23 protein-coding genes are annotated in these 24698 nt (G+C 52.2%); 5 read left to right on the top strand and 18 right to left on the bottom strand.

Translation table 11 applies throughout. The features are described 5' to 3' along the window. Positions 1-14: 14 nt before the first annotated feature. The 3 genes from BMW65_RS18575 to BMW65_RS18565 all read right to left on the bottom strand — a co-directional run bounded on the left by BMW65_RS18575 (position 15) and on the right by BMW65_RS18565 (position 1408). Positions 15-623, bottom strand: a complete 609-nt coding sequence (locus tag BMW65_RS18575) for an Nmad2 family putative nucleotide modification protein (protein WP_218145460.1) — start codon at positions 621-623, stop codon at positions 15-17. Continuing rightward, positions 614-1105, bottom strand: a complete 492-nt coding sequence (locus tag BMW65_RS18570) for a TIR domain-containing protein (RefSeq protein ID WP_090607664.1) — start codon at positions 1103-1105, stop codon at positions 614-616. Before BMW65_RS18570 ends, BMW65_RS18575 begins: the two co-directional genes overlap by 10 nt. Before the next feature lie 66 nt (positions 1106-1171). After that, positions 1172-1408 carry a hypothetical protein gene (locus BMW65_RS18565; protein WP_143053923.1) on the bottom strand — a complete coding sequence of 79 codons (237 nt, stop codon included), beginning with the start codon at positions 1406-1408 and terminating at the stop codon, positions 1172-1174. 414 nt (positions 1409-1822) lie between these two features. Between BMW65_RS18565 and BMW65_RS18560 the strand changes: the two genes are divergently transcribed. The 3 genes from BMW65_RS18560 (at position 1823) to BMW65_RS24280 (ending at position 2540) form a co-directional block, all read left to right on the top strand. Further along, positions 1823-2041: a hypothetical protein gene (locus tag BMW65_RS18560; protein ID WP_090607660.1), complete on the top strand. Its 219-nt coding sequence runs from the start codon at positions 1823-1825 to the stop codon at positions 2039-2041. Next, positions 2023-2256: a PIN domain-containing protein gene (locus tag BMW65_RS18555; RefSeq protein ID WP_090607658.1), complete on the top strand. Its 234-nt coding sequence runs from the start codon at positions 2023-2025 to the stop codon at positions 2254-2256. The genes BMW65_RS18560 and BMW65_RS18555 overlap by 19 nt, the downstream gene beginning before the upstream one ends. A gap of 83 nt (positions 2257-2339) precedes the next feature. Beyond that, positions 2340-2540 carry a hypothetical protein gene (locus BMW65_RS24280; RefSeq protein ID WP_090607657.1) on the top strand — a complete coding sequence of 67 codons (201 nt, stop codon included), beginning with the start codon at positions 2340-2342 and terminating at the stop codon, positions 2538-2540. 220 nt (positions 2541-2760) lie between these two features. Here the strand turns inward: BMW65_RS24280 and BMW65_RS18545 are convergent, their stop codons facing one another. From BMW65_RS18545 to BMW65_RS18480, 14 genes are all read right to left on the bottom strand, one after another. Then, entirely contained in the window at positions 2761-3078 is a 318-nt protein-coding gene (locus BMW65_RS18545) for a thermonuclease family protein (RefSeq protein WP_262497341.1), read from the bottom strand. Between the two features lie 215 nt (positions 3079-3293). Continuing rightward, positions 3294-4409, bottom strand: a complete 1116-nt coding sequence (locus tag BMW65_RS18540; protein WP_245747687.1) for a lactonase family protein — start codon at positions 4407-4409, stop codon at positions 3294-3296. A 54-nt stretch (positions 4410-4463) separates the two neighbouring features. After that, a complete protein-coding gene (locus BMW65_RS18535; RefSeq protein ID WP_090607653.1) occupies positions 4464-5612 on the bottom strand; it encodes a mannonate dehydratase in 1149 nt (382 codons plus the stop codon). A gap of 12 nt (positions 5613-5624) precedes the next feature. Then, positions 5625-7826 (bottom strand): outer membrane protein assembly factor BamB family protein, encoded by a 2202-nt coding sequence (locus BMW65_RS18530; RefSeq protein WP_090607651.1) that lies wholly within the window; start codon positions 7824-7826, stop codon positions 5625-5627. Then, a complete protein-coding gene (locus tag BMW65_RS18525; RefSeq protein WP_090607648.1) occupies positions 7823-9097 on the bottom strand; it encodes an MFS transporter in 1275 nt (424 codons plus the stop codon). The genes BMW65_RS18530 and BMW65_RS18525 overlap by 4 nt, the downstream gene beginning before the upstream one ends. Before the next feature lie 10 nt (positions 9098-9107). Then, positions 9108-9545, bottom strand: coding sequence for a nuclear transport factor 2 family protein (locus BMW65_RS18520; RefSeq protein ID WP_090607647.1), 438 nt, complete (start codon positions 9543-9545; stop codon positions 9108-9110). Positions 9546-9566: 21 nt separating this feature from the next. Next, positions 9567-11063 (bottom strand): mandelate racemase/muconate lactonizing enzyme family protein, encoded by a 1497-nt coding sequence (locus BMW65_RS18515; RefSeq protein WP_090607645.1) that lies wholly within the window; start codon positions 11061-11063, stop codon positions 9567-9569. 43 nt (positions 11064-11106) lie between these two features. After that, positions 11107-12033 (bottom strand): RraA family protein, encoded by a 927-nt coding sequence (locus tag BMW65_RS18510; RefSeq protein ID WP_218145459.1) that lies wholly within the window; start codon positions 12031-12033, stop codon positions 11107-11109. 61 nt (positions 12034-12094) lie between these two features. Further along, the gene (locus BMW65_RS18505) at positions 12095-13642 is read right to left on the bottom strand and encodes a SusD/RagB family nutrient-binding outer membrane lipoprotein (RefSeq protein ID WP_090607642.1); all 1548 of its coding nucleotides are present in this window, start codon (positions 13640-13642) and stop codon (positions 12095-12097) included. A gap of 13 nt (positions 13643-13655) precedes the next feature. Next, positions 13656-17009 carry a SusC/RagA family TonB-linked outer membrane protein gene (locus tag BMW65_RS18500; protein ID WP_245747686.1) on the bottom strand — a complete coding sequence of 1118 codons (3354 nt, stop codon included), beginning with the start codon at positions 17007-17009 and terminating at the stop codon, positions 13656-13658. Positions 17010-17179: 170 nt separating this feature from the next. After that, a complete protein-coding gene (locus BMW65_RS18495) occupies positions 17180-18268 on the bottom strand; it encodes a FecR family protein (protein WP_090607640.1) in 1089 nt (362 codons plus the stop codon). 197 nt (positions 18269-18465) lie between these two features. Further along, entirely contained in the window at positions 18466-19521 is a 1056-nt protein-coding gene (locus BMW65_RS18490) for a sugar phosphate isomerase/epimerase family protein (RefSeq protein WP_090607638.1), read from the bottom strand. 27 nt (positions 19522-19548) lie between these two features. Then, the gene (locus BMW65_RS18485) at positions 19549-20721 is read right to left on the bottom strand and encodes a Gfo/Idh/MocA family protein (protein ID WP_245747685.1); all 1173 of its coding nucleotides are present in this window, start codon (positions 20719-20721) and stop codon (positions 19549-19551) included. Between the two features lie 112 nt (positions 20722-20833). Then, entirely contained in the window at positions 20834-21394 is a 561-nt protein-coding gene (locus BMW65_RS18480; protein ID WP_177181210.1) for a sigma-70 family RNA polymerase sigma factor, read from the bottom strand. A 171-nt stretch (positions 21395-21565) separates the two neighbouring features. Here BMW65_RS18480 and BMW65_RS18475 point away from each other — a divergent pair, with 171 nt between their 5' ends. Together BMW65_RS18475 and BMW65_RS18470 are read left to right on the top strand one after the other, a co-directional pair. After that, positions 21566-22408: a peptidylprolyl isomerase gene (locus BMW65_RS18475; RefSeq protein WP_090607631.1), complete on the top strand. Its 843-nt coding sequence runs from the start codon at positions 21566-21568 to the stop codon at positions 22406-22408. A 60-nt stretch (positions 22409-22468) separates the two neighbouring features. After that, complete coding sequence (locus tag BMW65_RS18470; RefSeq protein WP_394332226.1) at positions 22469-23794, top strand: peptidylprolyl isomerase; 1326 nt, start codon at positions 22469-22471, stop codon at positions 23792-23794. Positions 23795-23815: 21 nt separating this feature from the next. On the opposite strand, the gene BMW65_RS18465 is transcribed toward BMW65_RS18470, so the two are convergent. After that, positions 23816-24682 (bottom strand): YybH family protein, encoded by an 867-nt coding sequence (locus BMW65_RS18465; protein ID WP_090607626.1) that lies wholly within the window; start codon positions 24680-24682, stop codon positions 23816-23818. Positions 24683-24698 lie beyond the last annotated feature (16 nt).

Raw genomic sequence — 24698 nt, 5'->3', positions numbered from 1 at the left:
CTCCACTTTCTACCTTAATCATATTCCTTCCAATTGACTGGGTCTCCTATTACCCCAAGACCATAATTACCCACTGTATATTGGAAAAACTCTTCAGCTAATTCAGTATTTCGGATGGTTATATAATCTCTGTGTTTTATACTCGGACATAACTCTCGATACTTTTGAGGAACCTCCATATTTTGGTCGCCTAAATAGACAAAGCTATTGGACAACAGTATATATTCGCCACGTAAATCTTGTTTGAGATTACCTTCATTAACTTCGCCGCCTAAACGACTATGATGGGAATCCAATTGACACCAAACATCGTCGACGTTATGGTAAATATTATCACCGTGCACTTGCTTACGGCTGCCATTTAATACTGGTTTTTTATAGGCGAATCTTTTGTCTTCCCAATATTCTTGAAAAGTTAACTTTTCAGTTACCCTCATTATAAAAATGAGATGGTATAGAAGATCGTTCGCTTTTGCTCCGGTACCAATGATTAAATCGCCGGCAGCCGCTTTCTTTCTTATATTTGGTTTACAACAAGCCAAGGAACAGTACTCACCGAATGGATTTGGTGCAAATCCGTAGTCACGAGTTATTTTGTATGCATACCCTCCCATTATTGACATTCTATCCGTTTAACTACAGTAACAGGCTGTCTTGTTTCTCCGCTTGAAGTACACCAGCCTACATCCTCTCCTTCTAATGCAGAAATAATTTTTCCCGAATTCCATCCGATCAATCCATCCCCGTACTTTTCCAAATTTTCCGGAATATCTGCATCTTTTCCCCCATGCATGAATACACCGATAATCCGTTTTCCTAGATTCTTTGCCTGCTCAATTTCCCAATTCACCCATTTTCTTGAATGTGTTTGCGATCCAATGAGTACAATCATAGTACCCGCCCACCTGATTTTCATCCTCAATAACCTCTCTAAAGTTTGTCGAGGAACTTGTTTGTTCTCAAGGCGTTCCCTGTTCTTTGCATTAACCCTAATTGAACTGTTACGAAGATTGTAATCTTTTCCACTTAAAAGGGCGGTAAAATCCGAAACGGATTTATCATCTTTATGATGATGACTAATGAAAACGTTTTTTGTGGAACTCATAACTTTAATAATTAGTTTTCATCAAAATATTTGTCTCTCTTTGTTTTCTACCATTCATTATCCATATCATACTTTACACGCCCCATACCCATTCTTCACAGCCTCCTTCTTCGTCATCTTAATCCGGCTCCGCGACAGATACCGGCACCCCGCCCGATGATACTTCTCTTCCGTTTTGGTGATGTACACCACCGTGTCCTTTTGCTGCGTGGCCGCATAAGCCACTGCCCTACCCTGCACGCCCGAAGCCGCAGGCAACAAAAATCCGAAGACAAGGAATAGATAAAGGATACGCTTATGCATGGCGGTTGAATGAATGGTTAAGATTGATTTGTTTCTTTTCTTTAATCGTTTTAATCCGGTACTGGAGTTTATATTGGTCGTTGCGAAATCGAAGATAAGCCATTGTGATGAAAATTGCAAATGCCCGCTACACAAAGGTAATCGGTGCAAAACAACGGCCTTACGGTATTCCGTAAAGCGATGGCTTTTCCTGCGCTTCGCATAAGCGAAGATATCGCTCAGAAGCCACCGCTGCAATACCTATTTTGGGGTATTTTTGAGATGTGAAATTTTTAGGTAGCGTCTGTTATTTCTAATAGTTTTCGTATTTTTGTATGTATCCCTATTTTTCCATACGTCCGAAACCCTGACAGCGAAAGGGATGTGAGGGAGATTAAGGGAAGGTAAATTAAGTAAACGAGAAGAGAAAATAACATGGCTGTTATCACCATACATCCCAAGAATAAGGAAGAAATTACACTCTTCGAATACTTAGCCAAACGGTTAAATACCCCTTATGAAATCAGTAAGGAAAAGCCTGCGGATGTCAAAAAAAAACCTTCTGACTTTTTCGGCTCCATCAGTGAAAAAGAAGGAGAAAAGCTTCATACCCACGTCAACAAAGGCCGCGAAGAATGGCAACGGGATATCTGATTGACACAAATGTGCTAATCGATGCCCAAATGAATCGGCTACCACCAGACGGCAGTCAACTTTTGGCTGAGATTATTGATGAAGATTTTACGGTATCTTTCGTGACTTACATCGCTTCCACGGCCCTATCACGTAATCTCAATCTGATTACTCGCAATGTCGATGATTTCAAGAAAATTAAAGGCTTGAAGGTTATCAACCTATATGAGTTGTAGCCAATATTACAAGATCCTGCACATAGGAACGGTATAAAATATCCAAAGGATTTTTTAGAAGTTTTGTTTTAATAAGTATAGTGATGAAAGGTGGACAGCTATACAGACTAATGGATCTTATCGAAGATATCAGAAAGGTGGACGCGATGATTCTCCTGCACAAAGGAACAGCCGAGGATTCATTGCTAATAGACCAATACGAAGCCCGAAAAACCAAGCTGATGGGGCAATTGATTGATGAACTGGTTTCTCCCGAAATTCAGTCCCCCAAAGCTTTTCGTTAGTCCAGCGGATTATATCGAAATTTTATCCTTCTTCCGGCCAGCCGGATACGCTTGATGGAGATATCAAACGCTTGGCTGAGGGTATTTTTTAGTTCACTCTTATTGATTTATCGCTTCTTTTGTCGGGTCTAAACTGTCCTCTGAAAATTTTGTGCTGATTTTGGTGACACGACAGTTCGAGGCCGTCGTTCTGCTTTTATCCTCTCGCAAATGAACCCTATCATTCCGCCCAAAGACCAAGTTTTTCCTGCCTTGCTTGCTGCTGTAAATCTGCAAATAAGTCTACATATTTGACGTTTGGTGGATGAGTATCCAAGATTGCATATCCGTTGGCTACCAAATGGGCATTCAGGAAAGTGCCGTCTTCCAAATAAACGTAGGCTAATAACCGCTGATACCGGTCGCTCTCCTGCACATCCAGTTCCAATTGCACCCGTTTGTGCAGCGTTAGTTGCGTGACATACGCCTTGGCCGCTTCACCGAAAGCACCTTTCTTCTTTCGGCCTGTATTGCGCGTCTCCGGAGCATCGATACCAATGAATCGGACTTTCAGCTCTTTCGAACCATCTTTGACCCAAAAAGTGTCCCCATCAATTACTTTGGTGACATAGACATACCGCTTTTTCTGACCGATCCCTTCAGCGTCTGGACGGCGACGCCAATGACGACAAGTAAAATTGTGACAATAGAAGCTTTCTTAATCGACAGCATAACATTTGACCGCAGCGCTGGCAGATCCCCGCGAACACTTTCCTAAAACACCAAACACACCGGCGATCCCACGGCAATCCGATTCCCCGTATCCCGCAACAACCCCGTATCCGCATCCCGCGTGAAAACCACCACCTCATCGGTATTCTGGTTGGCTACCAACAAATACCTGCCATCCGGTGTAATGTTGAAATTGCGCGGACCACGGCCCAATACCGATTGGTTGCCCACCTTGGTCAGCTTGCCATCCGTTGCATTTACCCGATAAATAGCCAAAGTATTGGCATCCCCCCGGTTGGAGGCATAGAGGAACTTCCCATCGGGCGACAGCTTGATATCGGCCGCACCGTTTTTGCCGGCGAAGCCGTCTTCATTCATCTCCACTTCCTGGATAGGCTCCAGTTGGCCGTTTTGTTGCCGATAGACCATCACCTTGCCGGTCATTTCCTGCACGAGGTAAGCGAAGCTCCCATCGGCCGACTGGGCAAGGTGCCGTGGGCCGCCGCCGGGTGCGCTTTGGGCAAAGGGCTGTACTGAGGGTACCAGCGGCTTGTCTGCACTGGCGGGCTGGAAATCGTAGATATGCACCTTATCCGTCCCTAAATCTTGTATGTAGACGCGCTTTTCGTCTGGCGTGAAAAAAGCAGAGTGCACATGTGGTGCCTCCTGCCTGCTTTTATCGGGGCCGCTGCCTGTATGCTGGATAAACTGCTTGATGGGGCCAAGGCTGCCATCCGGCTTAATGGGGAATACGCTGATGCTGCCACCCATATAATTGGAGGCGATGACGTGCGTACCCCGGCTGTCCGTAGCGACGTGGCAGGGTGCATCCCCTTGCGTAAGCTGTTCGTTCAGCAGGGTAAGCTTTCCGGTAGCGCCGTCATAGGCGTAAGCACTCACCGCCCCTTTGCCGTCCACATTTTCATTGGCTGCATAGACATATTTCCTGTCGGCGCTGACCGCCAGGAAGGAGGGGTTTCCCGACTCCGTCGTGCTTTTCAATGTGGCACTGCCCGTTGCCGGATCAAAGGCATAGACGTAGATGCCCTTACTCTTTCCATTATTCGTATAGGTACCGACGAACAGATCAATCGGCTGGTGTTGTGCAAAAATCATGGCAGGCAGTGTGATTAACAGGAACGTGGCTAAAGTCTTCATCCGATAAGCAAGTTTATAATATTTGCCAATAATAAAAAAAATTATGCACATTGCCTAACCCACCCGTGCTGCTGATTTCACCACGCCCTCCATCAATCCCCGCATGTAGCCAAAGGCAAATTGGGCACCGATGGTGCTGTACCCCGGATGGTCGTTGCTATCGCCCGCCATGGTAGGTACGTGATCCGGGCGGATAGGGCCACGGAAACCGATGTCATAGTAGGCCTGCATGGCGGCATACATATCGATCATCCCCTCATCGTGGAACGTCTCCACGAACTTGGTGCTGGGCACCTGGCCACTGAGGTCCTGCACATTCCGGAAATGTACGAAGTGGATGAGGTCCCGCTGGCCGAACTCCCGTATCAGCGCCGGGATATCCACGCCCATCAGTGCAAAATTGCCCTGGCACATCGTAATGCCGTTGTAGGGGCTCTGCACGATATCCGCCATCTTCCGGAAATTATCCACGCTGTTCATAATCCGCGAAATGCCCCGGATGCTATCCACTTGGGGATCATCGGGGTGCATGGCCAACTTCATTTCGATTTTTTCGGCTTCCGGCACCACGGCTTTGAGGAAATACGCAAGGTTTTTCCATAGCGTGTCCTTGGAGACTTCACCAAATTCGGTCAGCGGCAGGTCTTTCACATCCTGGTAATCAAAGGCCGTCATCAGCGCGCCGCCCCGGCCGGGCCAGTCATTTTGTGTCCGCGCCCAACTGATCACGGGCATCCAGTTGTAGCAGATGATGTCGATACCGGTCCGTTTCAGGTTTTTCATGAAGGCGATGAAATTGTCGATTTCTTCATCGCGTCCCTCCAGGCCAAGCTTGGTCTTGTTGCCCAGTGCGGGCGGCCCCTCGACGACGTTGAAATTCAGCCCGAGCTTGGCCCAGGCAGCTTTGACGGCTTTGATGGTTTCGTACTTCCAGGGGACGGCCTGCTCCAAGCCAGCCACGCGCGGATTCACCCCGGCCACGGCCCCGAATACGTTCAGTTGCTTGGCCAGCGCTACCCGCCGCTCATCCGGCCCCCAGAAATAGGCTTCGCTCATTTCCATGCCGGCGTCTTTCACCGTTTCGGCCAGCTGCTGCCGCTCGCGGCGGGTAGCACTTCCCGTTTTGAGCAGGCCGATTCCCGCTGCCGTGGCGGTAACGAGGGCAGTACTTTTTTTAATAAAATTCCTACGGTTGTCTTTCATAACAAAACGGATTTACTCTGGTAAGGCAAAGGCAATGTACGACCCACCCGACTTGCGCCCGTATTTGGTGCCCCCGGCGGCGATGACGACGTATTGCCGCCCACTCACCTCATAGGTGGCTGGCGTGGCGAAGCCTCCTGCGGGCAGCTGGTACGCCCACAATACTTCTCCCGTGCGCTTATCAAATGCCCTGAACAGTTCGTCCTGCGTAGCCCCGATAAACAGCAGCCCACCCGCCGTCACAATGGGGCCGCCGTGGTTTTCCGTACCTGTAGGCGGTATGCCCTTGGCTTTCAGTTCGGGAAATTCACCCAATGGCACTTGCCACAGGTATTCGCCCGTATTGAGGTCAACGGCATTGAGCGTACCCCAGGGGGGCTTTACACCGGGATAGCCATCGGGCGTGCGGAACTGCACCTGCCCATTGTTTACATAGGGTGCTACGTAGGGGAAATTGCCGCTATCCTGCTGGCGCTCTTCCTGTCCGCTGTCCGGACGGTCATTGTGGGGGTCGTCCGGTTTTTCCGACTTGAGCAGAAAACTGACGATGGCTGCGCGCTGCCGTTCGGAGATGTGCTTAAAGGCGGGCATCATGCCTTTTCCCGTAAGCAGCAGCGTCCCGATTTCGTGCCTTTCCATCCGGTTTTCGATGGCGACCAAGCTTGGATAGGCTGCGCCGCTGCCTTTTCCATCGGCACCATGGCATGCTGCGCAGTGTGTCAGATACAGGGTCTCGCCCCATGAAACCTGCCGCTGGCGCTCTTCCCGCAGGCTGGTCTGCAAGTCCATCATGCGCAAGTCCCACGGCATCTCGTTGGAATTGACGTAGAAGACCCCCTCCGGGTCTGCTGCCGTACCGCCCCACTCCGCACCGCCGCCGATGTGGAAGACCAATGTGCCTTCAATGCTGGGCGGGATAAACTTATTGCCGGAACGCGTTTCCAAGAAGCGCTTTCGGACATGGTGATACGACACGGAATCCAGGTCGTTGATATCCGCTTCGGTAAAGTATTGGCGGGCAAACGGCGCGGGCTTCACGGGGTAGGGCTGCGTGGGCCACGGCGCTTCGCCGGGCACAGCACCCTCCAGCGGTACGGGGCGCTCCTCTACGGGAAACAGCGGCTCGCCGGTATCGCGGTCCAGCACATAGATGAGGCCGTCTTTGGTGGCCTGCGCTACGGCATCGATGAGTTTTCCTTGATGCCGTACTTGGATGAGGTTGGGCGGATTGGGGATATCCCGATCCCACAGGTCGTGGTGGATGGTCTGGAAATGCCATTTCCGCGCTCCGGTAAGTGCATCCAGCGCCAGGATGCAGTTGCCGAACAAGTTTTGGCCGTGCCTGCCCCCGCCATAAAAATCGGTGGATGGCGAGCCGGTGCCGAGGTACACGACGCCCCGCTTGCTGTCCAAGGTCATGCCCGACCAGTTGTTGGCCCCGCCCATGTATTTGTAGGCGTCCTCGGGCCAGGTGTCGTAGCCGTATTCACCGGGCTGGGGAATGGTGTGAAACATCCACCGCAATGCTCCCGTATGCACGTCAAATGCCCGGACATGTCCCGGGGCGGCATCGCCAAACTCCGACACGCGCGATCCCATGATCAGCACGTCCTGATAGACGATACCCGGAGTGCTGGCCGTGACCATCAGGTTGCTGATGTCGTGGTCGAGGTTGTTGTCCAACCCGACGTATAGACTCACCTTTCCGCCGTCGCCAAAGTCCGGAATCAATTGGCCGGTACGGGCATCCAGCGCAAACAGAAACGGCCCCGCTGTGTAGAAAATCCGCTGGTCATCGCCCTTGCGCCAATAGGCGACTCCACGGTTTACATGGTACCGCGGGTCCATGTCACTGAATGGATCGAATTTCCACAGTTCTTCGCCCGTATCGGCCTTCACGGCAAAGGCTTTCAATTGCGGTGTGGTGCCGTACAGGATGCCATCGACGATGATGGGTTGGCACTGGATTTCATAACCCCGCTCCGCCGGATCGGCATTCTCACCCGTATGGTACGTCCAAGCTACCTCCAGCCGATGCACATTGCCGGTATCGATCTGGATAAGCGGCGAATAGCGGTTGCCCCCGTTGTTGCCCCCGTATGCCGGCCAGTCCGCGCCGGTACGGTCGTTACGTTTTTCGATAGGCGGTGCGCATGCCGCAGCAATCCCGGCAAGTACAACCACCAAGCCGTATGGCAAAACCAACCGCCTCATAAAACCGGTACGGGTTGGGGTCGCTTCCGCTGGGGCGACTTCACTACAACGATGGTAAGCACGGCAGAAGCCAGCAAGGCAAATGCCATCAGGAGATACGAAGCGCCGAAGCCGCCGGTGGAACCATTCAGGTAACCGACGATATACGCGCCGACAAATGACCCGAGCGCTCCCATGCTGTTGATAAGCCCTAGGGCTCCTCCGGCCACATTCTTGGGCAAGACTTCCGTGATGACGGCAAAGAACGGCCCGTATGGTGCGTACATGGCGCCGCCAGCCACTACAAGCAGGATGAACGACCACCAGAAATGGTCGGAGCCTACGAGGTAGGAGCCATACAGCGCCAGTGCGCCCAGCAGCAGGAATGGCCAGATGAAGATTTTCCGATTGAGTGTTTTATCCGAAAAATAGGAAGCGCCGAGCATACCGATGATCGCCAGCAGGTACGGTACGGCCGCCAGCCAGCCAGTAGTCACGATGTCCATATCGGGTGCGGCATTGATGATCGATGGCAGCCACATCACAAAGCCGTACAGGCCCAGGCTCCACAGCAGGTATTGCAGGCACAGGAGGATAACGGCCCGCGACCGGAAGGCCTGGGCATAGTTTTTCACGGGCTTGATCTCCCGCTGCTCTGCTTCCAACTGAGCCTCAATGGCTGACTTCTCCGCTCCGCTCAACCAGCCTGCCTCCTTGGGCCGCTCGTCTACCACCTTCCACCAGATGAAAGCCCACAGGATGGCCGGCGCCCCTTGGATGATAAACATCCAGCGCCAGCCCAAGGCATCAATGAGGTATCCGGAAAGTACCGACATCCAGAGCACCGTGGCCGGATTGCCCAGTATCAAAAAGGTATTGGCCCGCGACCGCTCGGCTTTGGTAAACCATTGGCTGAGCAGGATAAGCATGGCGGGCATCACCGCACTTTCCACCACGCCCAGCATGAACCGGATGACGACGAGCCACCCGACACTGCTCACCATCCCCGTGGCCGTAGCCAATCCGCCCCAAAGCACCAGCGACCAGAATATCAGCCGCTTGGCGCTTTTATGCGCAGCATAGTGGGCACCGGGTATCTGGAAAAAGAAATACCCCAGGAAGAAGAGCGATCCCAATAACGACGACATGCCCGGCGTGATGTCCAAATCACGGGCCATGCCGCCTGCGGCGGCAAAGCCGAAGTTGGCCCGGTCCAGGTAGGCGAGGCTATACGTGATGAAAACGATGGGAATGATGCGGTACCACCGCGACTTGGCTAATTGTCTCTCCATGATGCCCCCATTATATTTTCACCGCCTGGCGGGCAAGCAACTGCCAGCCTTCGTCACCTTGCTGCCATACCTGCAACACGTGCAGGGTCACCGTGCCGGGTTCTTTTCCTTCATCGTGGGTGTGGGCAAAAAAACGGTGCCGCACAATCGCTGTATTGCCCGAAAGGGCTACCGTCTGTTCGGACAGCTCCAGGCTCAGGAACTTGTATTTGCCCGTCACCATCGAAGCTATGCAGGTTTCCCGGTCTTCTATCAGCCCATTGGAATGCCCGTAGGTCAGCTCGGGCGACGTCAGTTTGTAAAACACGGATTCGTCGGGGGCGACCATGGTCTGCCGGAATAATTCCACGGCGGCTTCCACGTCTGCTACATCGTTTGGCCCGTGTTCGTTTTCATTGCATCCTGCTACCATCATCATACACGTGATAAGCATAAATAGATTACGCATTGATATCCAGTTTAATATAAATCAACTCCAAGTCCGGTCGTGTGAACGCTTGTCGTCCCATTGCGGGGTGGGCTCAAAGTAGCTCTTATCCTTGTCGATGAGGTATTTCTTCACGACGTCATCGTTCAACTCAATACCCAGCCCCGGAGCGGTAAGCGGCACATTGGCGTATCCTTTCTCGATGAGCTTGCGCCCGTCGGTGGTGACCACCAAATCTTCCCACCAGGGCAGATCTACGGAGTGGTGCTCAAGGGCAAGGAAGTTCTCCGTGGCTGCTGCGCAATGCACGTTGGCCATGAAGGATACGGGCGTGCCTGCCTGGTGCATGGCCATGGCGATGCCGAACTCTTCGGCGTAGTCGCCGATACGCTTGGTCTCCAGCAGCCCGCCCGATGACGACAAATCCGGATGGATGATGTCTACCGCACGCTCATGGATAAGCGGTTTGAAATCCTTCAGCAAATAGATGTCCTCGCCCGTGATGGTGGGTGTTTCCAGTGCTGCTGTGATGGTCTTCCACTGCTCGGTATACTGCCAGGGCACCATGTCTTCCAGCCAGGCCAGCCGGTATTTTTCCAGTGCACGGCCCAGGCGTATGCCGTTGTTCAGATCGAAGTGGCCGTAGTGATCGGTCGAGATCGGCACCTCATAGCCCGTGAGGCTCCGGATATTGGCCACAATCTGCTCCAGGTGTTCCAGCCCTTTGTCCGTGATCTGGATTTGGGTAAACGGATGCATCCGGTTGGCATAAGACATGTAGCCATAGTTGCCCCACTGGGCCAGACGGCCCTGTTCGTTTTTCCAGAAGTCGGCATTCACCACGGCATCCGGCACATCCAGCACTTCCCCGATGGAGACGTCCATCTTCAGCCAGGTATACCCCTGATCGTTTACCCGGTAGGCAATCCGTTTTTTCTGTTCTTCGGGCGATCCGCCTTCCGGTGTGTCGGCGTAGAGCCTGATTTTATCGCGGTACATGCCGCCGAGCAGTTGCCAGGCGGGCACACCGTATGCCTTGCCGCAGATGTCCCACAGGGCCATTTCCACGGCGCAGACCCCACCGGCCTGGCGTGCTGGTCCGCCGTACTGCCGGAGCATCTTGAATATTTTCTCCACGTTGCAGGGGTTTTCGCCGATGATGCGGCTTTTCAGGAACAGGGCGTAGCGCTCATCAGCCCCATCGCGCACCTCGCCCAACCCGTAGATACCCTGGTTGGTATCGATGCGGATGATGGCCGTACGGCCCAGCACGCGGGTAACGCAATAGCGCATGTCCGTGATTTTTAAATCAGAGGGGGCCGACCGCCGATTGACCTTCGAGGTGGTATGTGCCAGCGTGTCTTCAATGGACAGGTTCATAAACCCACCCAATGCCAGGCCGCCGAATGCTGCTTTTTTCAAAAAATCACGCCGCGCAGAGGAGGTGGCCGGGTTGGCCAGCTCGGCCTGCATTTCCGCGCGTTGTTGTTGTTCTGCTTTCCTGCTTTGTGCTTTCAGTTGTTGTATGATGGTTTTCATCGTTGCTGTCGATTATCGTATGTTTAATGATAAAGTTAGTTGTCTACCAATTGCGCTGTTTCATGTAATTATCCAGTTCTTCCCGGCTCATGGGGAGGTCTTTTTTTGCTCGCAGCCATTCCAGGAAGTCTTCCCGGATGGGGGCCGTCCATCGGCTGTCTACATCACCGGCGGTATACTTCTTCTCCTTGATGCGCTGCTTCCCGAATTCGTCGCGCAGCATGATGAACTCTGCACCGAGGACAATGTCATGGAGCAGGTGAGCAGGGATGAAAATCGTCCCGTACTGGTTGGCCAGCACGGCATCTCCGGGCATCACCGTGGCCCGGCCGACGCGGATAGGCAGGTTAATCGATGTAAGCATCATCTGCTGGATGTAGGAGGGATCATAACCTTTGACCCAGCCATTGAACCCTTCTACTTCCCGAATCCCTTTCAAATCGCGTACGCTCCCGTAGAATACCACGCCCCGCTTGGAATTGGTATAGATGGCATTGGCCAGGATGTCGCCGATCAAGGTACCATCCACCACTTTGTCGTAGCCGTCGGCTACGTAGACATCCCCGTCTTGCAGCACATCGATGGGCCACGAATTGGTACCCCCGGCACTGTTTCGGCCTTCCTTGATGCCCGTAGCGCGGATGGTGCTGTCTACATCGGGCCGCAATGGCATGTACTGGGCCGTCACTGCCCGGCCGGTCATCACCTCATCGGGGTTGACGATCATCCAGTCGGCCTCGAACTGGTTGTGATAGCCCCGGGCACGCAGCCCGCCCCAGGCTTCTTCGATGGACACTTTTTTTAATCGTTCCAGCAGTTCGTCAGGCACTTTGGGGCGGCCATCGGGAAACCGCTCGCCTTTCCACAGAGGCGTGAGGCCGATGATCGTTTCACGGGATGGCGATACCTCCTGGCCGAAAACCGTGATGGCCGAAAAGAGCAACAAGAAATAGAAAATGGTCGTTTTCATTAGCATAAATATTTAATGGCATAATCTGTTTGTGGTTCAAAAACTGCATTCTCCCACCGTTTTACCGATCCCAAAATACTGGTACACCCAAATTGTCACCCCCCATGCGGCTGGCGGCCTCGCTTACGTTGGCGCTGTTGACGGAGACTTCACGCAGGGGATATACCAAGCGCCGGATAAACCCACCGCCTGCAGCGACCGACGGATCCTGCGAGGGGAAATTGATCGGCGACAACTGCGGATAGCCACTCCGGCGGAAATTGGCCCAGCCTTCCGACCAGTTCCGGAAAGAGCTCACCCAATACTGCTCATTGATCTGCTGCAGCGCATTGGCCTCATCAAAGGCTACGCCCGCCCCGCTCAAATAGTCCGTCTTCTCCGAGGCGGATATGGCGGGCATGCTCCCGTAGGTATTGGCCTGCTCCATGTGGGCTACGATAGCGCTTTCATAATATTCGGCCGCCGTACCGGTGGTGATGAATCCCCGGTAACGTGCCTCGGCCAGCAGCAATTGTGTTTGTGAATAACTGACCAGGTACTCCGGGGCGTCGATGCGCATCACGGTAGCCCGGTTGAACTGGGAATACTGGAATGCCGAACCTATCTTGCCCGGGAAACCGGGGGCATCTTCGATGGAGCTTTCGTCATACCCATAGGGCATCCCCTGCTGATCAGCTGGATTGGTGTTGGCACTGCCTGCCGTGGCCAGCGGATTGGAAGGGTTTTCGTACTTGACGGCGATATACCGCAGCCGTGGGTCATTGTGGGTTTTGAGAAAATCGACAAACGCCGCCCCGATGTAATAATTCGCGCGTTCGCCGCCGAGCAACGCATTCGAGGTGGCGTTGGTATAGGTGGCGTTGAACTGGATGAGCGCATTGTCGTCATTGGAGAGCAGCACTCCGCCACGGGCGGGGTCTACCGCCTGAGCGACCAGTGTGCGTGCCCTGCTTTCGTCTATCTTGGTATAGCGCATCCCCGCTCGCAGCAGCAGGGAATTGCCCAGGCGTTTCCACTTGGCAATGTCTCCGCCGTAAAACAAGTCGGCCGTACCGATGGAAGCCTTACTGGCATCCAATGCATTGGTGGCATCGGTATATTCCTGGATGATGGCGTCGTATATCGTCTCCGACAGGTCGTACTTGGGCAGGAAAATCCCGCTGATGTACCCCTGTCCCGCTTCGCTGTACGGCACATCGCCATACGTATCGACTAATATTTGGAAACAGTAGGCTTTCCATATCCGCGCCATGTTGTGCAGGTTGCTTTCGTCCGGGTTGTCCTGCGTCTTGTTGATGACCTCAATCAGGTACCGGATAGACTCGTTAAACAACGTGTTGAACGCCGCATTGGCGTGCTGATCGTTGATGATGTTGCGGTTACCAGCAGCAAGTATACCACCATACGGCGTGTTAATTTGCTGGACAATCTCCCCTTGGTAATGGTAAGACGGAATGGCCGAAAGCCGCTGGGCATTTGAAAATAAATAGACCGGATTCAGGTCGTTGGCCAGCGATGGATTGATGTTGATGTCCTCGAAATTCTTGTCGCAACTGTTCATTGCAAACACCAGCATCAGCATTGTGGCGATTAATAGATTTCGTTTCATGTCTGGTTTGTTGCTAAAAGTTAACGTTTAAATTCAGGCCATACGTCCGGGTTGTCGGCAGGGCATGCGTTTCGAGGCCCGACCGCAGATCCGACGCCGAATATTGCACCTCGGGATCCAGGTTGTCAATGGATTTCCGGATGATAAATGGATTGTTGACAAAGAGATTCATATTGACTCCCCTGACGAACGTCTTGCCAAAGAACCTTGAAAAATCATAGCCCACCGAAAGTGTCCGGCACCGGATAAAACCGGCATCGTAGACAAATGGGGTGGCTACGTTGGCCGAACGGTATTGGCTGTAAAACAACTCGGCTTCCACGGCCGTACTGTTGGCTGTCCCATCGGTATTCACGCCGGGGAAGACGACTCCGTTTTCCCTCCCCACCAAGCTACCTTGATGTAGCCCATGCCTCATCAAGTTGAAGTTGGAGTTGGAAATCATCTTGTGCCCTGCTTTGAAATCTACTTGGGCAAAAAACTTGATGCCTTTATAGGTCACCGTATTGAGCCAGCCGCCCGTATGCGGGGGGATAGCACTTCCGTACGTCACCAGGCTGCCCGGCAGGAACAGGCCGTTTGACGTGATGATTTCTCCCTGATCATTGCGCAGGTAATCTACGCCCCGCAGGGAAGCCATGGGCGATCCCACTTCATGGGATACAATGCCGATGTATTCGCCGGTACCGACGTCAAACCGCTGCTGGTTGTCTGCCAATTGCAGCACCTTGCTTTTATTCAGCGCATAGTTAAATGCGGTTTCCCATTGGAAATGCTCATTCCGGATGGGCACGATATTCAGCAATACCTCAACCCCACGGTTACGCAGCCTGCCCACGTTGACCAAGGTCTGGCTGTAGCCGGATGCGTTGGAAATATCCACGTTCAGGATTTCATCTTCGGTGAGCTTATTGTATACCGCGGCATCCACGGACAGCCGGTTGTCAAACAGCTTGAAATCAATCCCGATTTCCGTCTCCTTGACCGTCAGTGGCCGCAAGTTGGCGTTCGGGCTGATGGCCGATGTGATGATACCCAGCGGCACGCCATTGAACTGGTTGTTTTCGATGTTGTAATACAGCGTGTTGGTATAGGGATCGGTATCCCCGCCCACTTCGGCATAGGATGCGCGCAGCTTGCCGAAGCCAAACCATTCAGGCAGCGATTGGAAAAGCTGGCTAAATACGAAACTGGTGCTCACCGATGGGTAGAACGCGCTGTTGGATTGGGGGTTCAGCGTGGAAAACCAATCGTTCCGTCCGGTCAGGTTCAGGTACAGGTATTCGCCGAGGGAAAAGTCCACCGTACCGAACACTGAATTGACGCGTTTATGCCAGAAGGAATAATTGGGGTTTTTAATCTGGCCATTGTCTACGGTATACAGGTCGCGGATAAAAAAGTTGGTCACCGAGGTACCCATCCGCTCGGATTTCTGATCCATGGAGTTGGCACCGAAGGTGGCATCCACACCAAAGACGCCCATGGTATGGTTTACACCCAGCAGGAAGTCGACGTTGCGTTCGCGGAATGTGCCGGTATTCTGGAAATAATTACCGTTGAATCCGCTGGGTGCCACGGGTAGCATCGCCGTGCCGGTAGGCCTATTGGCATGCCGCACATTGGTGAAGAAGTCCTGGCCCACGCGCCCTTGTACCCACAGCCATGGAGCGATATCGTACCGCAGGGTCACATTGCCGAATAAGCGGTCGCGCTTCTGCGTCTCGAACCGCTCGTTGATCGTCCAATAGGGGTTTGTCCTATCGGTAAAGCGGGCCGGGTTGATTTCATTGCCCGTCTCGGGATCTTTGTAGGCATTTTCCAGCCAGCGGATGTCTACGCTATTGGCGATGGTATACACCGTTTGGTTGACGTTATACGCCTGCTGGTTCAGCGCCGGGGGATTGTCGTTAAACTCATTGGAATAGTTGGCATTTACCTGTACCGATAGTCCTTCGGTGAGCGCGTAGTTGAGTCCCATGTTGAGGATTTTCTTGTCGAAATCCGAATTGGGCACGATGCTATTGGCGTCGGTATTGGCAAAGGATACCCTGAAATTCCCTTTTTCATTCGCTCCGGATATCGCCACCGTATGGGTAAACGTGTTGCCCGTGCGGTAGAAGTTTTTTACCCGATCTTCATTGGGCAGGTAAGGCCGTTCCACGCCGTCGTGCTGCATCACCGGCAGGCCATCAAAGCGGGGGCCGAAGCTCCACACGCCCGTCCGCCGCACGTCGGCTACCGTCTCGTTGCGGATGCCGTATTCGCCCTGCCCGTATTCATACTGGAAATCCGTGTAGTCCAACGGTTGGTCGCCCTGGTAGCTCAGCCCGTAGCTGATGCCGATGCCCCGCTCCTGCTGGCTTCCCGATTTGGTGGTGATGATGATGGCACCGTCCTTTGCCCGGAAGCCGTACAGCGCGGCGGCCGCCGCGCCTTTCAATACCGTCAACGACTCGATATCGTCGGGGCTGATGCTTTGGAGGCCATCCCCCAAATCGGTATTGATCTCCCCCGTATTACCCTGTCCCGAAGCATTCGCCCCGCCCTGGGCTGCATTGTTGATGGGAATGCCATTGACCACTATCAGCGGGGAATTATTGCCACCGAACGAGGATTGCCCACGCAGCCTGATTTTGGACGAACCACCGGGGCCGCTGGGAATGCCGGATACATTCAGACCCGCCACCTTGCCCACGAGGCTGTTGCCCACGTTGGTGGTGCGGCTTTCGGTCAGCTGGTCGGTATTTACGGCAGATGCCGAATAGCCCAGCTTCCGGTTTTCACGCCGGATACCGAGGGCCGTCACAATCACTTCGCCCAATTCCTTGGTATCTTCCTGCAATACGGCATTGATGGTGCTGCGCGAATTGACGGGGATTTCCAAGGGGAGGTAACCGACATAGGAAAATACCAACACCGCATTCGGCGGCGCTACAATCACAAATTGCCCGGCCTCATTGGTTGAGCCCCCTGTGGATGACCCTTTTACGGATACACTTACACCGCTTAGCGGCTGCCCGCCCGCGCTGGTCACCCGCCCATTGATGGTGATGTCTTGCTGCACGACTTTATTGCGCACAACCACCAAGTTATTATCCAATGCCCTGTATTCCAAGCTGGTATTTGCAAGCAGCATTTCGAGTACTTCCAGTACGGGAGTATTCCGCACTTTAATGCTCACGAGTTTATCCAATGCACGGCTATCTTCGCTGTACATCAGCCGGATTTTTCCCTTTTGTTCCAACAAGGGAAATACCGTCTTCAATTTAGCATCCTGTACAACCAAATCGATTTTCTCGCCTTGGGAGTACGTCTTGGCTGCGACGTTCAACGTCAGCATCAGCGTCAAAAGGACCGTGTAGTTCAAGCGAGCGAAAATTGGTTTTAATTGGACAAAGAAATGATGATAAAGAACTCTTTTGCTTAGTTCCTTTTTTTTCATAATTTTGGCTTTTATCGTTAAAAAATCTGACCCGAGCAGTGGCTGCTGCTCATTGAAGGTTTGGATGAGAAGTGTTGGCGCACTTCTCATTTTTTTTAATAAATCGTCACGTCATGGTTTTCAATTTTATAGTTAAACGAATGAATGAATTGCAAGGCTTCCAATAATTGGTGGATGTCATCTTCCTCGGTGATGGTAGAGGTATACCGGTAAGCCATCACATTGGGATTGGTCACGTTGACATTGACATTGTACCACCGCTCAATCTTCGGTACCAGCTCCGCTAAGGTTTCGTTTCTAAACACCAGTTTATCGTCCACCCAAGAAGTTTCCTGGATATATTCCCCATCAGCCACCTGCACTTTGGAGAGGCTTCCGATAGTCAGCGTAAGGGCGCTCTTCTGGTCGCCGTCATCCGGGTTATCAACTGGCGTATAGTTGGAAATGGCGACTTTCTCATTGGGCTTCATCACGATTTTTTCATGCGGCCGATCATTGACGGACAGTTCTATCGATCCCCGGATAAGCGTGGTCTCCGTTTTATCGTCATCCGGATAGGCTTTCACGTTGAACGCCGTACCCAACACCCGGATGGAAATCTTTTCCGTGGAGATGATAAATGGCCGTTTACTATCTTTTTCGACATCGAAATAACCCTCCCCTTGTAGCTCCACGGCCCTTGTCCCGTTGGTCTGCATCTTGCTGTCGTACCATAGCCTGCTGTCTGCATTGAGCCACACCTTCGTGCCATCCGGCAATTGAAATTGCTTGCGCACGCCTTTTTCAGCCACGATTTCTATCCTATCGGGCAGTACCTCAGCCTTGTTGCCGATGAATAACCAAAGGCCTGTGGCACCTATCACCAGCACCAGCGCATAAAGCACCAGCTGTTGCCTGCCGAGGCGTCTCCAGAACGCTCCTGTTGAGGTACCGGATAGCGGCTGGGCCACAGCCTCTTCTTCTTCAAAAAATAAGGCTTTGCCGTGCCGTTGCTTATGCCAATCGAAAAACTGTTCGACGTCTGTTTCCTGTTCGGGCGCTTTCCACAGTTCCTGGACAAATTCCTCATAGTATACGGTGTCTGGATGATTTGCCAACAAATTATCCAATTCCGCTGACTCACTAACGCTGATTTCGCCAGCTGCCCTACGTGCCAACAACACGATGATTCGCTTACCATCCATAAAAATCGAAAAGACTTTATTGGTTTATAACTGTAGTCTTTGATCGTATAGACAATAATTTTCAGGAATCTCCCTAATGGGAAATGAATTTTTTTTACGGGGGGTGATTAGTGGTGGGTGATCGGTGATAAAAGGCCAGTGGTGCAACGCTCGAATTCAAACGTTGCGCCCCACTGGCCCGTTAGTTAGGGTGGTGGCTAATCAAGCCCCAGTAGCCGCCTGTTGCTGGCTTCGTCTGCCTTTCCGCCTGCAAAATCATCGAAGGTCTTCTCCGTGACGCGGATGATGTGATCCTTGATGAATACCGCGCCTTCGCGGGCCCCATCTTCCGGATGCTTCAGCGCGCACTCCCATTCCATCACCGCCCAGCCCTTGAAGTCATAGGCCGTGAGCTTGCTGAATACCGCTCCGAAATCCACCTGCCCATCGCCCAGCGAACGGAAACGGCCTGCACGTTCTACCCAGCCGGAGTAGCCGCCATAGACGCCCTGCTTGCCTGTAGGATTAAACTCAGCATCCTTCACATGGAACATCCGGATACGCTCGTGGTAATAATCGATATAAGCCAGGTAATCCAGGCACTGTAATACGAAATGCGATGGGTCATACAGCAGGCATGCCCGCGGGTGGTTGTCTACCTTCTCCAGGAAACGTTCATAGCTGACGCCATCGTGCAGGTCCTCGCCGGGGTGGATCTCGTAGCATACATCCACGCCGTTTTCGTCAAACACATCCAGTATCGGGCGCCAGCGCTTGGCCAGTTCCGTAAAGCCTGTGTCTACCAACCCTTGTGGGCGCTGCGGCCACGGATAGACGGTATGCCACAACAGGGCACCGCTGAACGTGGCATGTGCGTTCAATCCCAGGTTGGCCGAAGCTTTGGCGGCATATTTCAGTTGCTGTACAGCCCATTCCGTCCGTGCCTTCGGGTTGTTGTGATATGCCGCAGGGGCAAAGCCGTCGAACAATTGGTCATAGGCCGGGTGTACGGCCACCAGCTGGCCCTGCAGGTGCGTGGATAGCTCGGTGATTTCCAGCCCGATTTCATTCGCGAGCCCCTTGATTTCGTCGGCGTAGGTCTTGCTCTCCGCCGCTTGCTGGAGGTCAAAATAGGAGGTTGCCCATGTAGGGATTTGTATCCCTTTAAATCCCAAATCTTTGGCCCACCGGCAGATGGACTCAAATGTGTCGAATGGCGGTTGATCGCCTAAAAATTGCGCCAGGAAGATGCCTGGTCCTTTTATTGTTTGCATGGTTATGTCATTAAAATAAAATAATCATTAGACCGTAAAGGGTGTCCATTTCTCATTGCTTTCATTGCTGCGGACGACATTGTCCAGGAAAGCCATCCCGCGCACGCCATCCTCCACGGAAGGGAAGTCGTGCCCACCAGCTTCGGGCTGCCCGCCCCCCAGCTTAGCGCGCAATGCGCCGCCAAAGATTTTATACAGGTTGGCAAACGCTTCCAGATAGCCTTCCGGATGTCCTGCCGGTGTCCGGCACAGCGACGCCGCTTCTGCCGAAATCCACCCGCCGTTGTTCGACCGGTAGATCTGCGTGGGCTGATCAAGCCATTTCACCAGCAAGGTATTGGGTTCCTGTTGGTGCCATTCCAAGCCACCGTTTTCTCCATAGACGCGGATTTTCAAGGCGTTTTCCTCGCCTGCGGCCACCTGCGATGCAATCAGCACGCCACTCGCTCCACCTTCGAAGCGCAACAGTACATTGCCGTCGTCTTCCAGCTTGCGTCCCTCCACGTAGGTGTACAGTGCGGCGCAAAGGTGGGTAGTCCGCAGGCCCGAGATAAACTCAGCGAGGTGCAACGCGTGCGTACCGATGTCGCCCATGCAACCGGCCTTGCCTGATTTCGCAGGGTCCGTACGCCATGACGCCTGTTTGTTGCTGTCGTCCTGCTCCCGGCTCAGCCAGCCTTGTGGATACTCCACATAGATCTTGCGGATCTTTCCCAATGCACCGTCGCGCACCAACTTCCGAGCCTGCCGTACCATCGGGTAGCCCACGTACGTATGCGTGAGCAAAAATAGCAGCCCGGTTTCGTCCACCTTCTCCTTGAGCTGCTTGGCTTCAGCCAGATCAAACGTCATGGGCTTGTCCAATACCACATGGAATCCATGCTCCAACGCCAGCATTGCCGGCCCGAAATGGACATGGTTGGGGGTGACGATACTCACGAAATCCATGCGTTCGCCTTCGGGTAATTGCTTTTCTTGCTCAATCATCTCTTGGTAACTCCCATACACGCGATTGCTGGGCAGGAAAAGCGATTCCCCGCTTGTCTTGGACTTTTCCGCATCCGAACTGAACGCCCCGCAGACCAGCTCGATTTGATTGTCCAATTGTGCCGCTATGCGGTGTACTTCGCCGATGAAGGCGCCTTGCCCCCCGCCTACCATACCCATCCTGAGTTTACGATTGATGCTCTTGTCGACCATAATTATTTGATTTTATAAGTTTTCTAAGGAATGCTATCGTTGGCACTGCCAATACCAGCTTCGCAAAAATATTATTAATGTGGTAAAAATGTATGGGATTGTACCAATTATTTTAAGCCAGTTTAAACTCGGCTTTCAGGATCGTGGCTAATTTCTTCATGGCATTCACCAAATGGGCATCTACGGTTTTGGGAGAAACGCCGAGCATGTCGGCCACTTCTTTATAGGAGAATCCATCTTCTTTTATCAATTTGAACACCAGCTTGCACTGCTTGGGCAACGACGCGATGGCCCCCTCCAGCTTATCCCGCAATTCGCCCTGTAGAAAAATCGCTTCGGGTGACAAGGCAACGAGCCGGATATCTACTTCCACGTCATTCAGCGAGATGATTTCCCTGCCGATTTGCCTTTTAAGTAGGTTCAATGCCTGATTGCGGGCTGCTACATAGGCATAATACTGGATATTGTTTACCTCCGCGAGCCGTTCGCGTTGCTGCCAAAGCATAAAGAGTACGTCGCTCGCTATTTCTTCGGCCGCTTCCCAGGATTTGACAATGCCGTATGAAAACTTCCGGATGGGAAGGAATAGCTGGTCAAACACCTGCCTATAAGCACTTTCCGAATTCGAGGCGGCCATTTCGTCAACCAAAGCCTTTAGTTCCGCTGGTTTCATCGACATGGTTTTATAATTGGTTAAGCCAAAGGTAATCATTAAAATTTAATATTTAATCGTGTTATATAAAATGTGTTAAAATTGGTTAAATCCATGCCACATTGGCCACAAATACGTATTTTAGCCTTTTGAAAACAAGCAGGTTGGTTTTGGGCAAGCACAGAAAAACTAATGATTAGGGTATACATATTGGTAATCATCCTCCTTACGTCGTTATTTGTGTCTTGCCAGCGCGGAAAACCGGTACCCGTAGCGCGGTCGTTTGACCAATACCTCTTCCCGGAAGATCTGCAAGGTGTGGTGCCCAATGGGGTCACCGGTGATGACAGCATCCAGCTTGTGCGGGCATATATCGAGCAATGGACACGCCAGCAAGCTTTGCTGCACCATGCACAGCGAAATGTGAGCATGAATACGGAGCGCCTCCAAAGGCAAGTGGAAGAATACCAAAATGGCCTCATTGTCTATGAATATGAGCAGGCATTGATCAACCAAAAATTGGACACATTGGTCTCCGATGAAGAAATAAGTGCATATTATGACTCGCGGGAGGAGCTATTCACCCTCAAGCAGCCTATCCTTAAGACTTCTTATATCCGGCTAAAAAGGGATGCGCCCGAACTGGATAGGGTAAAACGGTTGTTTCAATCCACAGATTTCGAAGAGCAGGATCTCCTGGAAAAATATTGTGCGATGTATGCGTCGCAATATGCCCTGCACGATACGGCATGGTACTACGTGAATGATTTGATCAGGAAATTTCCGATTGCCAAAATCAACGAAGACGATTACGGCAAAACGGGGCGAATTTTTGAAATAATTGAAAATAATGAATTATATCTGATAATTTTGCAGGATTCTAAATTCAGGGATACCCGTTCACCGCTATCGTTGGTGCAAAACAATATCCGTAACCTGATTTTGAATAAACGCAAAATTGATTTGATTGATCAGATGCAAAGGCGCATCATGGATGATGCCCGCGAAAAAAATAACATTGAAATATATAACTAAATGAGTAGACATAGCTGCATTTTTCTTATTCTGGCAATAGTGGGTGCGTCCAATTTGTCCATGGCCCAGCAAGCCCAGGTCATCGATAAGGTCGCTGCGATGGTGGGATCAAACATCATCCTGCAATCGGAGATCGAAATGCAATATGCCCAGTACCTTGCCCAAGGCAATAAGGCCGACGAAGATTTCAAATGCTATATCCTCCAGCAGCAGCTGACACAGAAGCTGCTGGCCCAGCAGGCCGCCATTGATTCCATTGATGTGGGCGAAAGCGAGGTGGATGACAACATCAATTCACGCCTGCGCTACATGTCGAGCCAGGCTGGTGGGCAGGAACGGCTTGAGCGCTTCCTCAATCGCTCCCTGCTCCAATACAAAGAGGAGATGCGGCCCAGCGTATACGAGCAGCTGAAGGCCAATAAGATGCAGCAAAACATTGTGTCCGGCATCGATGTGACCCCACTGGAGGTCAAACGTTATTTTGAATCGCTGGAGAAAGACAGCCTCCCCTATTTCAATACCGAAGTGGAAGTAGGCGAGTTGGTGGTATACCCGCAGCTCACCCGTGAAGAAAAACAGCAATACCGCGACCGTGCCGAAGAATTGCGCAAGCAAATTGCTGACGGTGCCGACTTTGCCACCATAGCGCGCCTTTATTCGCAGGACGGCGGTTCGGCCCCATATGGCGGCGATCTCGGATTCAGCACGCGTGATCGGTATGTCAAGGAATTTTCTGCCGTCGCCTTCCGGCTCAAGCCCGGCGAACTTTCCCAGGTATTCGAGTCCGAGCATGGCTTCCACTTCCTGGAGGTGCTCGAACGGCGGGGTGAGGAAGCGCGGGTACGGCATATACTCATCCAAATCAAACCGACCCAAGCCAGCTTGGATCGGGCAAAAAAACACATTGACAGTATTTATGAAAACGTAGCAGCCAAAAAGCTTGACTTTTATACGGCCGCTACGCTGTATTCCGACAATAAGGAAACCAAGTACAATGGCGGCATGCTGCTGAATATGGAAAATCAGCAAAGCCGGACGACCTTGATCCCGGCAGACAAGCTCGATGCGTCCGTTTTTACAGCCATAGACACCTTGCAGCCCGGCCAATATTCAAGGCCCGCATCGTTTACGGATCAAACGAACAAAACCGGTTACCGGTTTACCTACCTCAAATCGCGCACCGCACCGCACCAGGCAAACCTTGAACAGGATTTCGCCAAGATCAAGGAAGCCGCCCTTGATGACAAAATCAACCGCAAGCTCAGCGAGTGGTTTGAAGGCCGCCGGAAAGTGACCTTCATCAACATCAATGATGCATACTACGACTGCGATGATCTGAAAATCTGGCTGAAGGATAGCGGTGGAGAAGCGGTAGCCCAACAATGAGGTAAGAGCAACCGCTTGAATCTAAGACTCAAACAGCATTTCAATGATGACACGCCATTGGAAATCTGGCTGTAGCTGCCAAATGCGCACATAATTGCATTTGAACTGCCCATCGGCTGTCGCTACCGTAGCCCTACCGTACGAATAAGCAAGCTCGCCGCTATACGAACGGCTGGAAACCAAGGACTCCGCCTGTATCGCCAAATCCTGCTTCTTCGCAAAGGCAATAATGTCACTTTTTCCCACAATCGGTGTTTTCCAAGGAAAATAAAACCGGGCGTCGTCTGCTAAAAATTCCTCGTAGGCAACACCCGCATTTGATTTCAGTACGGCGGAAAGCAGCTGGTCATTGCTGCTGACGATTTCCTTCCGTTGCTGTATCCGCTCTTTGGTACGAAACTTTGTATAGTCTTTGTCATCCGGCTCGATGTACTGCAGTTCGGGTTCGGTACTCCCGCCATGGTGCTCCACCTGTGCACGAAGGTCAATCTTCCAATTGCCTTTACGGTCGCGGCGCCATACGGCGAGGTATTCCCCATACCGTTGTATAGCGCCTACCCGCTGGAATGTCATCGATCCCGCAGTCACCCCCCATTCCATGCTCTTGGCTACGGCAGCAAAGGTAGGTTTCCACGTCAGCACGTCAGGAATATTCGGTCGATTATTCAGGTACTCCTGTGCCGGTGTAGGTGCAGGGGTAAAGAAAATGGAGTTGCGATCTACGATAGACAACAGCGCGGCATGCGGGCTCTCCGTGGCTGACAGCCGCGCGGCCGCGCGATCTGCCGACAACAGGCTACCCACTTTGCCCAATACCTGTGCATAGGTATGGAAGGAAACGATGGTCAGGAAGAAAATAAGGATACTTAATCGGACAATATACTTCATCAATGGTGGACTGATA

It is taken from the genome of Parapedobacter koreensis, assembly GCF_900109365.1.
Classification (GTDB): Bacteria; Bacteroidota; Bacteroidia; order Sphingobacteriales; family Sphingobacteriaceae; genus Parapedobacter; species Parapedobacter koreensis.
The sequence above is the reverse complement of the archived record's forward strand: the minus strand, read 5'-3'. Positions and strand labels throughout refer to the sequence as shown.

Coding starts and splice junctions, on each gene's coding strand:
- BMW65_RS18575 (WP_218145460.1), bottom strand. CDS start 623: ATGTCAATAATGGGAGGGTATGCATACAAAATAACTCGTGACTACGGA.
- BMW65_RS18570 (WP_090607664.1), bottom strand. CDS start 1,105: ATGAGTTCCACAAAAAACGTTTTCATTAGTCATCATCATAAAGATGAT.
- BMW65_RS18565 (WP_143053923.1), bottom strand. CDS start 1,408: ATGCATAAGCGTATCCTTTATCTATTCCTTGTCTTCGGATTTTTGTTG.
- BMW65_RS18560 (WP_090607660.1), top strand. CDS start 1,823: ATGGCTGTTATCACCATACATCCCAAGAATAAGGAAGAAATTACACTC.
- BMW65_RS18555 (WP_090607658.1), top strand. CDS start 2,023: ATGGCAACGGGATATCTGATTGACACAAATGTGCTAATCGATGCCCAA.
- BMW65_RS24280 (WP_090607657.1), top strand. CDS start 2,340: ATGAAAGGTGGACAGCTATACAGACTAATGGATCTTATCGAAGATATC.
- BMW65_RS18540 (WP_245747687.1), bottom strand. CDS start 4,409: ATGAAGACTTTAGCCACGTTCCTGTTAATCACACTGCCTGCCATGATT.
- BMW65_RS18535 (WP_090607653.1), bottom strand. CDS start 5,612: ATGAAAGACAACCGTAGGAATTTTATTAAAAAAAGTACTGCCCTCGTT.
- BMW65_RS18530 (WP_090607651.1), bottom strand. CDS start 7,826: ATGAGGCGGTTGGTTTTGCCATACGGCTTGGTGGTTGTACTTGCCGGG.
- BMW65_RS18525 (WP_090607648.1), bottom strand. CDS start 9,097: ATGGAGAGACAATTAGCCAAGTCGCGGTGGTACCGCATCATTCCCATC.
- BMW65_RS18520 (WP_090607647.1), bottom strand. CDS start 9,545: ATGCGTAATCTATTTATGCTTATCACGTGTATGATGATGGTAGCAGGA.
- BMW65_RS18515 (WP_090607645.1), bottom strand. CDS start 11,063: ATGAAAACCATCATACAACAACTGAAAGCACAAAGCAGGAAAGCAGAA.
- BMW65_RS18510 (WP_218145459.1), bottom strand. CDS start 12,033: ATGAAAACGACCATTTTCTATTTCTTGTTGCTCTTTTCGGCCATCACG.
- BMW65_RS18505 (WP_090607642.1), bottom strand. CDS start 13,642: ATGAAACGAAATCTATTAATCGCCACAATGCTGATGCTGGTGTTTGCA.
- BMW65_RS18495 (WP_090607640.1), bottom strand. CDS start 18,268: ATGGATGGTAAGCGAATCATCGTGTTGTTGGCACGTAGGGCAGCTGGC.
- BMW65_RS18490 (WP_090607638.1), bottom strand. CDS start 19,521: ATGCAAACAATAAAAGGACCAGGCATCTTCCTGGCGCAATTTTTAGGC.
- BMW65_RS18485 (WP_245747685.1), bottom strand. CDS start 20,721: ATGGTCGACAAGAGCATCAATCGTAAACTCAGGATGGGTATGGTAGGC.
- BMW65_RS18480 (WP_177181210.1), bottom strand. CDS start 21,394: ATGAAACCAGCGGAACTAAAGGCTTTGGTTGACGAAATGGCCGCCTCG.
- BMW65_RS18475 (WP_090607631.1), top strand. CDS start 21,566: ATGATTAGGGTATACATATTGGTAATCATCCTCCTTACGTCGTTATTT.
- BMW65_RS18470 (WP_394332226.1), top strand. CDS start 22,469: ATGGCCCAGCAAGCCCAGGTCATCGATAAGGTCGCTGCGATGGTGGGA.
- BMW65_RS18465 (WP_090607626.1), bottom strand. CDS start 24,682: ATGAAGTATATTGTCCGATTAAGTATCCTTATTTTCTTCCTGACCATC.